The following is a 13,589-nucleotide window of genomic DNA, read 5'->3' as shown; positions in this document are numbered from 1 at the left end:
TGCGCCTGGTGCGCCTGCACTGGGCCATCGAGAACCGACACCATTGGACTCTGGACAGGGTGCTCGAGGAAGACGACCGCCAGCCCTGCCTGCACTCGCGCTCCGCCCTGGAAGTGACTGCTTGGCTGCGGGTGCTGGCCTACAACCTGCTGTCGGCCTGGCGCGTGCGGCTGCCTCTCAAGGACCGGCTGCCGGTGGCCTGGGTGCGCGCCTGCGAGATGCTGCGCGACGCGCTCGTCCACGGTCGGGCGGAGGTGCCCCTGCCCACACTCGCCTGATGGGCTCGCCGGCCCCTCCGCCTTCCCCTCAACGCACCGTCACTGCACGGTCGCCCGGCCGAACGGCACCTCATTGCCTGCGCGCGCCCGCTCTTATCAAGCTCTGCTCATCCCATCGCAAACAGCCGACTTTGGATCAGGCCTGGGGGAGGAGCAGGAACTGCACGGAGTGGGAGTGCTGGCGAAGGAAAGTCGGCATCGCGCTCCTGGCTCACCGGAACGTGGTGCCGCTCTTTTTCCGCATGCCTACTGCTTAACGGACTGTGGCAGCTTCGCCGGTGGGTAGACAGGCAGGTAGCAGCCACCTCGGTACTCGTAGCCATTCGGTTTGCACAGCCCCTCGGCGGCTTTGACCTCAATCCAGCAACTCCGCGTCTCTTTCTTGCCAGGGGTCAGTTCGATCTCCGCCTCGAATCCCTTCTTGCACGGAGGGACGACCTGCCCCGGAAAGGGACGTTTGGGCATCTCCAGCCCAATCCCGCTCGGCTGAGCGCGCTGAGCGCCTTCGGTCGTAGGCACCGGCTGGCCCGTGTCTCCCAGCGCCACCGTCCCCTCGCTCTCTTCATCCGAGACATGCTCCTGCTGGACTTCGCTGGGAGACTGCTCACGCGGTTGCACCATCCACCAGGTCACTGCCGCGAGGAAGGCGCCTCCCACAGCCCCACCAAGCCAGGGAACTGCAGGCGCGAATGCCTGGCGAATGCGACGGCTCCGGGGCCTGCTCTTCTTGGCAGCGGCCCCACTGCCATGGGGGAGAATGGGAGCGTCAGCCCTGTGGCCCGCCGAAGCAGCAGCCTGCTCAAGAGAGTGTGCTACCTCTCCCGCTCTACCCCGTTCTTCGGGCATGTCCGACAGCATGCGCAGGATGAGCCCTTCCAACTCGGGGCACATGCTCACGAGCGCGCTCGGGGGTTGGAGCGGAGGCAGCGGCGCGTGTTTCGGATCGAAGGCCCTATCCAGGTCCGTGCCCGGTGGAGGGTAGCGCCCCGTTACCGCCCGATAGGCGGTCACTCCCAGCGCATACACGTCATCCGCCTCGGTCGCCTCGTAGTGCGCCCCACGATCGCGGTAGTTCTCCTTGAGGAAGCGCAGCGCTTGAGGGCTGCGATACGCCTGGGTGCCCGGGGGCAGCGTCTCCTGTGTCAACGAGCGCGCTCCCTTGAACTTCCCGGCCCCGAAATCCACCAGCCAGGCGAAGCCTTCAGGGTTGACCAAGACGTTGTCCCCCTTCACGTCACGATGCACTCCGTCGGCTTGGTGCGTGGCTTCTAACGCTCGGGCCAGTTGCGCCAGTACTCGGAGTATCTGCCGCGAGGTGCATTTTCCCCTCGCAGCCCACTCGTATAGCGCCACTCCCTCCACCCATTCCATGACGAGGCAGGGATAGATGTCTCCGCGCGGCTGTCTCCACCCGCCGCGATCCCTCAACTTCGGCACACTGTCGTGGCGGATTCGCGACAGCAGCAGCCCCTCCCGCTCGAAGCGAGGATCCCAAGGGAAGTGGGCCAGCTTCAGCGCGAAGACTCCCGTTTCTCCGGGCTCATCGCTCCGTACCCGATACACCGTGCCGTAAGTGCCTCGGCCGTGCAGACGCTCCACGCACCAGGGGCCTATCTTCGTTCCCGGGGCGAGCGAATCGGGTCTCGACTCCGCCGTGTGGCTGGACATTGGGCAGTTCCTTCCTCCGGAGGATTCCCACGGCTTACATCGCCGTCCAGCCTCCGTCGATGTCGAGCACCATGCCGGTGGCGTAAGATCACGCCGCCAGGAAGAACGCCGCATCCGCCATGTCGTGGACGGTGCCCGGGCGCTTGAGCGGAACCTGCCGGGTGAGGCCCGCCAGGAAGTCACCCACCTTCTCGGGGGGAACGCCCCAGTCGATGGCCGTGTCGCGCGTCAAGCCGGGGGACAGGACGTTCACGCGGATGCCCTTGGGAGCCAGCTCGACCGCCAGGGAGCGGCCCATGGCGTTGACCTCGCCGCACAGGCCCGCGCCGCCGGAGTAGTTCACCAGGGCCGCGTGGCCCGCGATGCCCGAGCACAGAATGATGGTGCTACCCGGCCGCATTTTCGGAACGGCGTAATGACAGGCAGAGAGCTGGCCGAAGAAGCGGCCCTCGAACATCTCGCGCCAGGACTGGGGTGGCACTTGCTCGACGGGACCGAACACCGCTCCCCCGGCGCACGTCACCAGCAAGTCGACCCGAGGCACCGAGTCGATGAGCCGCTGGACCTGGGCCTCGTCGGCGACGTCCGTCTGCACGGCCCGGGCGCCGTGCCCGAGCTTCTCCACCGCCGCCGCCAGCCGCTCCTTCCTCCGGCCGGCGATGACCACCTGCGCGCCCTCGCGGGCAAAGCGTTCGGCGATGGCGAAGCCAATTCCCGAGCCGCCTCCCGTCACCACTGCGATCTTTCCGTCCAACGAGCCCATGTGTACTCCCCATCCAGGAGCTCGCAGGAAATCAAACCCGCCGCATCGGTGCCCAGCACAAAGCTCGGGCCCAGGTCAGCGCCGGGTGAGGCGCAGCAACTGGTAGCCAAAGCCTCCGGGGCCGAAACCCTGGACATTCTGGAGCTGGAGGATGAGCAAGCCCGAGGGCAGCTCGTAGTAGACATCGGCGCGGGCCGTTACGGTGGGATCGAGGCGGCGATAGCTGAGCAGCTTCTCCCAGTCGAACATGTTGACGCTGGCGAAGACGTGAGCGCTCTCCTCGCCCGGTGGATAGACGTCTCCGCCCGGCTCGCGAGCGCTCCCCACCACGAAGCCTCCCGCGCTCGCGGCAAAGGCGGAGTAGGAGGGGCCAGGGAGCAGGCCCAGCTCGACATACGTCCCATCCGGCGACAGCTGGGCGATATAGGGCCGTGGCGGCAGATAGAGGGTGTCCTGCGCGTACAGCAGGCTGCCGTCCTCCAGCACCGTCGCGTCGACGATACGCCCCGGGGCTCCCTTGGCGATGCTCTTCCACGTGCGGCCCCCATCCGTCGAGCGGAACGTGCCCGACTGGACGGTGGTATCTCCAAAGAAGGCCCACAGGGCGTGGCGGGCCGGGTCCACCGCCAGCCCATGCCCGTGGCGGTGCCCGGAGAAGGTCTGCCGCACCTGCCAGGTCCGGCCCCGGTCCGTGCTCGCGTGCAGCCGGATGGGGACGTCCTGCGTGGTGAAGGTCTGGTACTCGAGCACGTACACGGTGCCGTCGAGCTCCGCGAAGCTGCGCGGGGTGAGGACGCGGTAGTCGCCGAGCAGGAGGACCTCGCTCCAGGTCGCGCCGCCGTCTCCCGAGCGAGCGATGTAGTTGCGTCCATCGCGGGAGGAGTGGGCCAGCAGCGTCCCGTCGGAGAGCGCAGCCATGAAGCGGAAGGAGCCTCCCTGCGGGAGTTGTCCCTTGAAGCTCCAGGTCCGCGCGCCATCGGTGCTCATGTAGAGGCGGTTCGAAGAGTCGTTCAGCTGCAGCGCATACGCCGCGCCCGAAGGGGCGAGCGTGAGGAAGCGGTGGGTGGTGTTGGTATGGACCACCTCCAGGCGAGGTCTCGCCTCGCCCCGCTCGAAGAAGGTGACGGAGGCCATTCCGGCCGAGTTCGGGTCGGCTGTCTCCGCGCTGAAGCAGGGCACGCGGGTGACCGAGGCGGGGAGGCGCTCGGGGGCCGCGAGGTAGCCTCGGAAGCGGATCGAGCGCTCCAGCACCTGGGGCGGGTTGACGCTGCCTCCGGTGAGCACCCGTGCCGACAGCGTGTGGTGGGTGTTCAAGGTGATGGGGGGATTGGCGAAGACAACGAGCTCATCGCCAACGAGGGTGACAGCGGGCTGGAGGGCCCAGTCCCCGGAGCTCTCCAGGGTGATGGGAGGATCGAACGCCGTGCCGTTGAAGGCCCGGTAGAAGAGCCGCTCTCCGGAGGACTTGTAGACGAGGTGCATGCGCCCTCCGCCGGGGGACACCGCGCTGAGGGAGAACCCTTGGTAGATGCCCTCCGGAAAGGCTTGCTGCTGCGGCTCCCAGGAGTCGAGCGGCGCGCTGTCCTTGCGCACCCGGAACCAGGCGGGGCCGGTTCCCTGTTGCCCATAGAGGAAGAGGAGCCGGTCTCCCAGGTGCAGGATCCTGCCGCCGCCGCGCCGGGGCAGGGTGACCAGGGGCTGTTGGGGCTGGAAGGTGCGGCCTCCATCCGTGCTCACGGCGAGGACGGCGGTGTTGGAGCCATCCGCTTCCAGGCGGAAGGCCTGTACCCACAGTCGACCCTGGGAGTCCCGGGTGAGCTCCGCGCGGCTGTAGCCGGTGCTGCTGTTCGGGGAATCGAAGACGCGTACGGCGGCGGAGGGCGTCCAGGTCCGGGTGCTCGCCTGGTAGCGCCACCACTGGAAGGACACGTCGTGTCGGGAAGAGCCGGAGAAGGTGGAGCCTTCATAGGAATAAACCAGGGCCACATCCGAACCCACGGCGAGTAGGTCCGCCGTGTCACGGTGGGTCGGGTCGTTCTGGAGGGGGCCGAGGTAGCTCCACGTCTGGCCCTCGTCATCGCTGCGGAACAGGCCGAGGCCTCGGCCCTGCTGCCCCTGCTGTTGGAGTGCCACCAACCAGACCGCGCTCCCTTCTGGCGGTGCGAGCCTCACCACGTGCCGCTGGGCCGGGGACGTCAACGCCTGGCTGTCCCCAATGGGGGCCAGCGGCTGCGCGGCGAAGAGGCTGGTGGTGAAGAGCAGGCATCCGAGAAGCAAGGCTCCCTTGAGAGGAGAGGGAGGAAGCAGCGCGGCTCGCACGGTAGGGCTCCTTTCACGGCATGTGGACAGGCCACAGCAAGGGATTGGCCACGCTGTCGCTTCCAAGCACGTCACGGATCAGAGGGCAGGCATGCGCTGGGGGCCCTCTTCCCAGGGAGTCCGGTCGCACTGGGGAACGGTCCGCCGCAGGAGACGCCCCGAGGGATGGGACGACATCCTCCATGCCGAGGGAGCGGCTACTCAGGCTGGCGCTGGGGCGCCCTCTTCGCCCTTAGCGCCGCTTCCGACGCGTACCCACCGCGGGCTTATCTCCTCGGAGACGTGGCACCTCGCGGGTGAAGACCTCTCCCAGGAAGTCGATGACGGCGCGCACACGCGGCACTCGCTGAAGGTCCTGATGTACGACCAGCCAGGCCTCGCGTGGGGGCACTTTCTCCGGTGGACACACCCGGAGCAGGCCCGGCTCGGTATCCCCCAGGTAGCAGGGCAGCAGGGCCAGTCCCACGCCCGCCCGGGCCGCGGTGAGCAGCGCATACCGGGTGTTGCTCCTCAGGGCCACGGAGGCCCCTTGCCCGACTTCCTCCAGCCACTGCTTCTCGGCGGTTCCGGGCACGGAGGCATCATCCGTGACGAGCACATGCTCGCGTAGCGCATCGAGGCGGGGGCGCCCCCGCCGACGCACGTAGTCGGGTGAGGCATAGAGGGCAAATGCCAGCGTCCCCAGACGGCGCACGGCCAGCGTGGGTTCCAGCGGGCGGAAGAGGCGGACGGCCACATCGGCCTCCTGGCGCGCGAGGTTGACGGCACGCGAGCTGGCCAGCAGCTCCACTTGTAGCTCCGGATGGCGCTCTCGCAGCAGCGCCAGGTTCGGCGCCAGGAGTTGGCTCGCCACGGTATCGGGCGCGGTGACTCGGACGGTGCCCGCCACGCGCGGCTCCGCTTCGGCGAGCTGGCGCGCGAGCGCGGCGGTGGTGTCCTCGATCCGGCGGGCTGTCAGCACCGCCTGCTCTCCCGCGGCCGTCAGGCGCATGCCTTGCGAGGAGCGCTCCACGAGTGGAATGCCGACTGCGCGTTGAAGCGCCGCCAGCCGCCGGCCCACGGTCGCTTGATCCACCCGGAGGTGACGGCCCGCCGCCGAGAGCGAGCCGTGCTCGCTCAAGGCCAGCAGATATCGGAGGTCATCCCAGTTCATACCCCTGCATTCTTGCATGGGTAGCTGTGCGCATTCGCGCATTCACTCTGCCCCTGAACCCTCGTACTTCTGAGTGTGCCCGGAACCGCAGCGCTTGCTCCCGGTTCCAGGCAGGAGTCGCCTCATGAGCACCGAATTCCACCCTCCCGCTTTTTCCGCCATCCAGGCTGCGCGTACCCGCATCGCGCCCTTCATCCGGCACACGCCGCTGGAACCGTCGCGCGCTCTCTCCGAGCGCATCGGCGCCCGCGCCTTCCTCAAGCTGGAGTGTCTGCAGGTGACCGGCAGCTTCAAGCCCCGCATCTCCTTCAACAAGCTCCTGGCGGTGGGGGAGGAGCGGCGCGCTCGGGGCGTGGTGGCCTCCTCGGCGGGGGGACATGGCATTGGCCTGTCCCACGCCGCGCGTGTCCTGGGGGCCCCCGCGGAGCTGTTCCTCCCTCATGGTGCGGACGTGCGTAAGGTGGAAGTCATCCGCCAGAACGGTGCTCGCCTGCACTTCTTCGACACCGTGGCGCAGGCACGCGAGGCCGCCCGCGCGCATGCGCGAGAGCATGCGCAGCTCTTCGTCTCCGCCTATAACGATCCGGACATCATCGCCGGCGGCGGCACGGTGGGACTGGAGCTGGTCGAGGATCTGCCAGAGGTGGATTTGGTGGTCGTCGGTGTAGGCGGGGGAGGGCTGATGGCGGGGATGGGGCTGGTGCTCGAGCACCAGGCTCCCAACGCACGTATCTGGGGTGTCCAACCCGAGGCCAGCCCCGTCATGGCCACATGGCTGGAGAGGGGCCAGCCCGTAGCCGTGGAGACCCGTCCAAACATCGCCGATGGGCTGGGCGCCCACCCCGAGCCCGATACGCTGACATTCCCGCTGCTCCAGCGGCTGGCGGATCGGATGGTGCTCGTCTCCGAGGCGGACATTCGCGACGCCATGGGGTGGCTGTTGGAGGAGCACCAGCTCGTCGTCGAGCCTTCCGGAGCCGCGCCTGTCGCGGCGCTCCTGCGCTACCCACCGACGGGCTTTCGGAACGTGGTGGTCGTCCTCACTGGACGCAACATCAGCCGGCAGCGGTACCTCCAGCTGCTCGGTGAGCGGCACGCATGAGGGAGTACGCAGAGAGGCTGGTGTCGACGCCAGCACCTTTCGTAGATTCGGTTCCGGTCTCTCACGGCTCCCACTCTCAGCGAGTAACACCCATGATGTTGCGCTATCGCGTGCTGAAGAGCCGCTTCGACGGAGCCGCCTTCTTTTCCAATTGGAAGGCGCAGGTGCGGCAAGACGAAAGGGACCTCAAGCAGAACGCAGCGTTTTTCTTCGTCATCAGTGGGTCGCTGGCTTTTATCTACGCCGTGCCACTCTCGGCGGGACTGCGGCTGCTCGGAGTGTTCGACGCCCTCATTTCTGGGACGCGACACGTGGAGTCCACCGAACTCGAAGGGACCGAAGGCGAACTTCGACAGCAACTGCTCGCGGGAAAGATCAAAGGGACAGATCTCGTCTGGGTCGACGGCGGATGGCGGTTGTTTGCCGACACCTCGCTCTTCTCGGACACCTGCGACGAGGTGCAGCGCCAGAGCCGCTGGTGGACCTGGCTCTCCTGGAGCCTCACGATGGCGCTCGGGCTCGGGCTCGTCGCGTTCTTCGTGTGGCTCCTCTTTTCGATCCCTCGCTGGCTCATGTCCGTTGACTAGGCGGTAGGCCCTTCGGCTCCAGCAATCCGGGCGAATAGCATCCGCCGCTTAACGGCCTCGTGGCGGCGATGACCGCTGGACCACCTTGTCCCAGGCCAGCATCGCGATCTCTACGAGCGCGAGGAGCTCGGTCTTGCTCGCGCCATCTTGCGCCTGCACGGACATGCCCTGGAATACGGCGCCGAAATACCGGGAGAGCGCCACAGCATCCGTGCCCGCCGGCAGCTCCCCCTGGGAAATACCCTGCTCGATGCGAGCCCGGAGCGCTGCCAGTGAATTGGCTCTCAGCGAGGCGACATGCTCGGCGACAGGCTGGTTCTCCTCCGCGCACGTCAGGACCGCTGTCGAGATCATGCATCCAGGCGGGTGCTTGCCGCTGGAGAAGTCCCTGGCGGCCTCCCGCAGCATGCGCTCCACCGTGGCGCGGGCGGTGGGTTCTTCGGTGAAGGCGCGAGACGTCGAGGCGCCCTGCCGGGCCTGGTAGCGTTCCAGGACCCGGCGGTAGAGCTCGGCCTTGGAGCCGAACGCGGCATAGAGGCTGGGAGCGGTGATTCCCATCGCCTTGGTGAGGTCGGCGATGGACGCACCCTCGTACCCCAGCCGCCAGAACACCTCCAGGGCCTGGTCGAGTGCCCGCGTGCTGTCGAAGCCGCGGGGGCGCCCGCGTGGACGCCGTTCTGAGGTGGAGTCGTTTTTCATAGCGATCGATATTGAAATGAGGTGGCGGCCTCTTTATTTCTGTAACGAGCACTCAATAAACAGGAGCGTCACACCATGTATTCTGCCATCGCCGCCGCCCTGGTGGCCGTCAGCGTCGCTCAGGCCCCCACCCCCTCCACTCCTCCTCCCGTCCCCACGGTCATCTCCGAGGAGCGTGCCCTGGCGGCGCGTCTGGACGGGGTCATCGACCAGGCGATCGCGGAGAAGCGCATCGTCGGAACCGTCATCCTCGTCGCGAAGGACGGCAAGGTCGTCTACCGGCGCGCCGCGGGTCTGGCCGATCGCGAGGCAGGGCGGCCCATGAAGGAGAACGAGGTGTTCCGCCTGGCGTCCGTGAGCAAGCCGATCGTGGCCGCGACGGCGCTGGTGCTGGTGGATCAGCGCAAGCTCACGCTGGATGACCCCATCACGAAGTGGCTTCCCACCTTCCGGCCGAAGCTGCCGGATGGCCGCGAGCCCGTCATCACGGTGCGCCACCTGCTGACCCATACCGCGGGACTGACCTACGGCTTCGCGGAGTCGGAGCAGGGGCCGTATCGCCGGGCTGGGGTCTCGGATGGCCTGGACGCGTCCGAGGTGTCCCTGGATGAGAACCTTCGCCGGATCGCTTCAGTGCCGCTGTCCTCCGAGCCCGGGAAGCGCTGGGGCTATTCGGTGGCGACGGACGTACTGGGCGCGGTCGTCGCAAAGGCCGGAGGCGCGTCCCTGCCTCAGGTGGTCGAGCGGGTCCTCACCGGACCGCTGGGCATGAAGGACACGGGCTTCAGCGTGAAGGACGCGAAGCGGCTCGCGACGCCCTATGCGGACGGGAAGCCGGAGCCGGTTCGCATGGGCAAGGAGCAGGTGGTGCTGTTCAACGGCGCCGGGGTCCGCTTCGCTCCTGGGCGGGCCTTGAACCCGCGCGCCTTCCCGTCAGGAGGTGCGGGAATGGTGGGAACGGCGGGTGACTTCCTGAAGTTTCTGGAGACGCTGCGCGCGGGCGGAGCGCCGGTCTTGGCGGCGTCCACCGCCGAGCAGCTGGGCTCTGCCCAGGTAGGCCCGGAGGCCGCGACCCAGGGGCCCGGCTGGGGCTTCAGCTTCGTCGGGGCGGTGCTCGTCGACCCGGCGAAGACGGGGAGCCCGCAGTCGGTGGGGACCTGGCAGTGGGGCGGAGCCTACGGCCACAACTGGTTCGTGGATCCGCAGCGCCGCCTGACGGTGGTGGCACTCACCAATACGGCGTTCGAAGGCATGTCGGGAGCTTTCACCTCCTCCGTGCGCAACGCGGTCTACGGCACCGGCAACTGAGCGAAGGGGCTCTGCGCACGGGCTGGGCCATGACCCTCGAACAAGCCGTAGAAGGCTCACGCTCATGAAGAGGTCGACCTGCGATAGATAGAGGCTTTCAAACCGGAGAGCAGCCCGGTTCTCGCTCCTCGCGTCTGTCCTCATGGCCCACGCTCCCAGCTCCCCAGACCTCGAAGCGCAAGCCACGCGCGCCCAGGAGACCCTCCCCGATATCCATGCGGATCGGGCAGGGTTCCTCCGCTTCCTCGCCGAGCGCCCCGAGGGCCTCGCCCACGCTACGGACCTCTACCTCGCCTTTGCGTGTGCCCAGGGCGTCGCGCCGGCGCTCGCGGAGTTCGAGCGGCGCTTGGAGGGGGTGGTCGGCGCCGCGATCACCCACTTGCGTCCCAGCCGCGTCTTCGTGGAGGAGGTCCACCAGCGGCTCCGCCAAAGGCTGCTGCTCGCCCAGGAGGGAGCCCTGCCCAAGGTGCTGGAGTACCGGGGCCGGGGCACGCTCGCCCACTGGCTGCGAGCCGTGGCGCTGCGCGAGGCGCTCAATCTGCTCGCGCAGCAGCAGGCCCGTGGCGCCCAGGAGCCGCTCGGAGCGATCACGGAGCTGGCCGCTCCGGGCCCGGATCCCGAGCTGGCCCTGCTCAAGCGCCGCTACGCCCCGGAGTTCAAGGGCGCGCTGGAGGCCGCGTTGAGCAACCTCCCCGCGCGGGAGCGCAACTTCCTGCGCCTCTTCTTCATCGAGGGACTCACCGTCGAGCAGATCGCCCGCATGGACGGTACCCACAAGTCCACCGTGTCGCGCCGGATGGCCAGCGCCCGCGAGACGGTCCTCCAGCAGATGCGCCTTCAGCTCCAGGAGCGTCTGGCGCTGAGCGTCTCGGAGCTCGACAGCCTCGTGGAGCAGATGCGCAGCCAGCTGGACCTGAGCCTTGCCCGCGCGCTGGACTGACGTGTGCAACACCTGGCGCGTCCGCCTGTCCTTGAGAGTGAGATGGAGTGTCCCGGAGAGAACCTCGTCCTGGAGTTCCTGGAGGGCGCGCTGCCTCCTCCGAGCGCGGAGGCGTTTCACGCACACCTCGACGGTTGCGCACTGTGTCAACGCCTCGTCGGCGAGTTGGCGCGGGCGGAGGCCCTGGAGGGTCGCCCGGGGCACGAGGGCGAGCAGGTCTTCCTCGTGCCTGGGGCTCGGCTGGACCGGTACTTCATCCTGAAGCAGGTGGGCATCGGGGGGATGGGGGTGGTGTACGCCGCGTTCGACCCGTCCCTGGATCGCAAGGTGGCCCTGAAGGTGTTGCACGGTCCCCAGTCGCTCGGCGGCTCGTCCGAGGTGCACCGCCGCTGGCTGCTGGCCGAGGCCCAGGCCCTGGCCCGGCTCTCCCACCCCCATGTCGTCACCGTGTACGAGGCCCGTGTCATCGGCGAGCAGCTCTTCCTGGTGCTCGAGTTCGCCGACGGAGGCACGCTCGAGAGCTGGCTGCGCGAACGGTCGCGCTCCTGGCGCGAGGTGCTGACGGTGTTCCTCGCCGCGGGCGAGGGGCTGCGGGCGGCGCACGAGGCGGGGATCGTGCATCGGGACTTCAAGCCCTCCAACGTGCTCATCCGCCGGGACGGGCGTGTGCAGGTGACGGACTTCGGCCTCGCGCGACTGGTCGCGTCTCCTGAGGGCCCCTCTCCGGCGCTGGGAGCGCGGGACGCCGCACCGCCGCTGTCCGGGGCGTCTTCGGCGACCTGGAGGGGAGCCCGGGCGGGGACTCCCGCGTACATGGCTCCCGAGCAGTGGGAGCGGAGCAAAGCCGACGCGCGGTCGGATCAGTACAGCTTCTGCGTCGCGCTGTACGAGGCGCTCTACGGCGAGCGTCCCCCCAAGGCCGAGGGTTTCCTCCTCGTGCCACGAGGCCGCCGGGTGCCCGCGCGCATCCGCCGGGTGCTCCAGCGAGGCCTCTCGTCCGCTCCCGAGGCGCGCTTTCCCTCCATGCGCGAGCTGCTGGCGGCGCTCACGCGTGAGCCACTCACGGCCTGGCGCATCCCCCTGGCCACCGCGGCCGCGCTGGGGCTCGTGGTGCTGGGCGGGGTGCTGGGCGGGGCTCGGGAGGAGCCGCAGCCGTGCCGAGGAGGAGAGCGTCGGCTGGAGTCGGCCTGGGGACCGCGGCGCAGAGACGCGGTACGGCAGATGCTGCTGTCCGCTGAAGGGCTCACCGCGGAGGGGAGTTGGGGCGGCGTCCAGCGCACCTTGAACGCCTATGCCTCCGCGTGGGTGGCCCACTACACCGAGGCCTGCGAGGCCACACGGGTGCGCGGCGAGCAGTCCGAGGCCCTGCTCGATGCCCGCATGCTGTGTCTCGATCGTCGGGCCCGAGACCTGGAGGCCCTGACGGACTTGCTCGCCACCCAGCCGCCGATCGCGGCAGACCAGGCGATCGCCGCCGCCGAGCGCTTGCCTGGCTTGGAGTCCTGTGCGGCCCCGTACGCGCAGGCGGTGGTGCCGGTGCCAGCCCCGGCGCGAGTGCTGGCGGACACCCTGGCGCGACACCTCAGCGAGGTGCGCGCGCTCCACTTCACCGGGCAGTACCCCCTCGCGTTGGAGAAGGCACTCGCGGCGAAGGAGCTGCTGCGGGAGCTGGATCATGCGCCCAGCCGCGCGGAGCTCTTCCTGGAGATCGGCGAGTTGCACAGGGCGCGCTTCGAGACGCGCCAGGCTGAACAGATGCTGCTGGAAGCGGCGTGGGAGGCTGAGGCGGGTCACCATGACCGGGTGGCCGCGGAGGCACGCATCGCGCTGGTGTTCATCCACGGGGACATGCTGCTGCGGCCTGCCCTGGGTGCCCCTTGGGTCCGAGACGCCCATGCCGCGGTCCAACGCCTGGGAGGAGATGACGAACTCGAGGCCCGGCTGGCGCAGATCCTCGGCAGCGTGCTCATGGAGCAGGGCCACTGCGCCGAGGCGTGGCCGCACATCCAGCGAGCCTGGGCGCTGACGGAGAAGGCGGCCCCTGCGGACTCCCTGAAGCGAGATGGCGGGCTGCTTAGCTTGGGCAGGGGCCAGCAGTGCGCGGGGGAGCTGGCAGCGGCGCGCGCCACGTACCAGCAGGTCCTGCGGCTGCGAGAGAAGGCCTTGGGGCCAGGGCACACGCGGGTGGCCGAGGCGCTCCTGTTCGAAGGCCGGGTCGCCGTCGAGCAGGGAGACATGGCTGGCGCACTCGAGCTCGTCCAGCGGGCCCTGGACATCGAGCGGAATGCGAAGGCCCCACGCGCGGAGATGGTCGCCATTGCCCACTCCATGGTGGCGACGGCGCTGCTGGGGCTCGATCGGCCGGAGGAGGCCTGGCACCACGCCCAGGAGTCGCTCGCCGCCCTCGAGCGGGTGGGCACCCAGAACCCCTCGCGCAGGGCCTACTCGTGGCTCCTGCTCGGTCAGATCGAGGCGAAGCGCGGGCATCCTCGGGCGGCGATGGAGTGGTTCGAGCGGGCCCTGAGGGCCTTCGAAGGGACCGCCCAGGCCCTGGCGTCGGAGACGCGCCAGCGCATGGAGGCGCTGCGCAGGGGCCTGCCGCCTCTCCCGGTCGTGTTACCCCAGGCCCAGACAGCCTCGGACGCGGGCGTGGTGGGCCCGGCGCGCTGACCTGGAAGCGCCCGTGGCGCATGGCCCGCCGCAACAAGTGGCAGCTGGCTTTGTCCTTTAAGCGGGACGGCTCCAAGCCGTTCGCTCCTCGGTGGTCGAGGA

Annotated in this window: 10 protein-coding genes and 1 pseudogene; 6 read left to right on the top strand and 5 right to left on the bottom strand. The window is 68.8% G+C overall.

What is annotated here, in order from left to right:
• A pseudogene (locus tag SYV04_RS12230) lies at positions 1 to 278 on the top strand (hypothetical protein); the annotation flags it as partial.
• Between the two features lie 246 nt (positions 279 to 524).
• On the opposite strand, the gene SYV04_RS12225 reads toward SYV04_RS12230, so the two are convergent.
• The 4 genes from SYV04_RS12225 to SYV04_RS12210 form a co-directional block, all read right to left on the bottom strand.
• Positions 525 to 1,946: a serine/threonine protein kinase gene (locus SYV04_RS12225; protein WP_321545880.1), complete on the bottom strand. Its 1,422-nt coding sequence runs from the start codon at positions 1,944 to 1,946 to the stop codon at positions 525 to 527.
• 88 nt (positions 1,947 to 2,034) lie between these two features.
• A complete protein-coding gene (locus SYV04_RS12220; protein ID WP_321545879.1) occupies positions 2,035 to 2,709 on the bottom strand; it encodes an SDR family NAD(P)-dependent oxidoreductase in 675 nt (224 codons plus the stop codon).
• Between the two features lie 75 nt (positions 2,710 to 2,784).
• Complete coding sequence (locus tag SYV04_RS12215) at positions 2,785 to 4,986, bottom strand: sialidase family protein (protein WP_321545878.1); 2,202 nt, start codon at positions 4,984 to 4,986, stop codon at positions 2,785 to 2,787.
• Between the two features lie 274 nt (positions 4,987 to 5,260).
• Complete coding sequence (locus SYV04_RS12210) at positions 5,261 to 6,181, bottom strand: LysR family transcriptional regulator (RefSeq protein WP_321545877.1); 921 nt, start codon at positions 6,179 to 6,181, stop codon at positions 5,261 to 5,263.
• 124 nt (positions 6,182 to 6,305) lie between these two features.
• On the opposite strand from SYV04_RS12210, the gene SYV04_RS12205 reads away from it, so the two are divergent.
• Complete coding sequence (locus tag SYV04_RS12205; RefSeq protein ID WP_321545876.1) at positions 6,306 to 7,283, top strand: threonine ammonia-lyase; 978 nt, start codon at positions 6,306 to 6,308, stop codon at positions 7,281 to 7,283.
• Positions 7,284 to 7,375: 92 nt separating this feature from the next.
• Positions 7,376 to 7,870, top strand: coding sequence for a hypothetical protein (locus SYV04_RS12200; RefSeq protein ID WP_321545875.1), 495 nt, complete (start codon positions 7,376 to 7,378; stop codon positions 7,868 to 7,870).
• Positions 7,871 to 7,918: 48 nt separating this feature from the next.
• Here the strand turns inward: SYV04_RS12200 and SYV04_RS12195 are convergent, their stop codons facing one another.
• On the bottom strand, positions 7,919 to 8,569 hold the full coding sequence (locus SYV04_RS12195; protein ID WP_321545874.1) for a TetR/AcrR family transcriptional regulator: 651 nt from the start codon (positions 8,567 to 8,569) through the stop codon (positions 7,919 to 7,921).
• Positions 8,570 to 8,644: 75 nt separating this feature from the next.
• Between SYV04_RS12195 and SYV04_RS12190 the strand changes: the two genes are divergently transcribed.
• The 3 genes from SYV04_RS12190 (at position 8,645) to SYV04_RS12180 (ending at position 13,487) form a co-directional block, all read left to right on the top strand.
• Complete coding sequence (locus SYV04_RS12190) at positions 8,645 to 9,877, top strand: serine hydrolase domain-containing protein (protein ID WP_321545873.1); 1,233 nt, start codon at positions 8,645 to 8,647, stop codon at positions 9,875 to 9,877.
• Between the two features lie 142 nt (positions 9,878 to 10,019).
• Entirely contained in the window at positions 10,020 to 10,817 is a 798-nt protein-coding gene (locus SYV04_RS12185; protein ID WP_321545872.1) for a sigma-70 family RNA polymerase sigma factor, read from the top strand.
• 42 nt (positions 10,818 to 10,859) lie between these two features.
• A complete protein-coding gene (locus SYV04_RS12180; RefSeq protein WP_321545871.1) occupies positions 10,860 to 13,487 on the top strand; it encodes a protein kinase domain-containing protein in 2,628 nt (875 codons plus the stop codon).
• Positions 13,488 to 13,589 lie beyond the last annotated feature (102 nt).

It is taken from the genome of Hyalangium ruber (assembly GCF_034259325.1).
Classification (GTDB): domain Bacteria; phylum Myxococcota; class Myxococcia; order Myxococcales; family Myxococcaceae; genus Hyalangium_A; species Hyalangium_A rubrum.
This window is presented reverse-complemented; position numbering and strand designations above follow the sequence as displayed.

Excerpts from the sequence above, each read along its gene's own strand:
- SYV04_RS12225 (WP_321545880.1), bottom strand. The coding sequence starts at position 1,946 with ATGTCCAGCCACACGGCGGAGTCGAGACCCGATTCGCTCGCCCCGGGA.
- SYV04_RS12220 (WP_321545879.1), bottom strand. The coding sequence starts at position 2,709 with ATGGGCTCGTTGGACGGAAAGATCGCAGTGGTGACGGGAGGCGGCTCG.
- SYV04_RS12210 (WP_321545877.1), bottom strand. The coding sequence starts at position 6,181 with ATGAACTGGGATGACCTCCGATATCTGCTGGCCTTGAGCGAGCACGGC.
- SYV04_RS12205 (WP_321545876.1), top strand. The coding sequence starts at position 6,306 with ATGAGCACCGAATTCCACCCTCCCGCTTTTTCCGCCATCCAGGCTGCG.
- SYV04_RS12200 (WP_321545875.1), top strand. The coding sequence starts at position 7,376 with ATGATGTTGCGCTATCGCGTGCTGAAGAGCCGCTTCGACGGAGCCGCC.
- SYV04_RS12195 (WP_321545874.1), bottom strand. The coding sequence starts at position 8,569 with ATGAAAAACGACTCCACCTCAGAACGGCGTCCACGCGGGCGCCCCCGC.
- SYV04_RS12190 (WP_321545873.1), top strand. The coding sequence starts at position 8,645 with ATGTATTCTGCCATCGCCGCCGCCCTGGTGGCCGTCAGCGTCGCTCAG.
- SYV04_RS12185 (WP_321545872.1), top strand. The coding sequence starts at position 10,020 with ATGGCCCACGCTCCCAGCTCCCCAGACCTCGAAGCGCAAGCCACGCGC.
- SYV04_RS12180 (WP_321545871.1), top strand. The coding sequence starts at position 10,860 with ATGGAGTGTCCCGGAGAGAACCTCGTCCTGGAGTTCCTGGAGGGCGCG.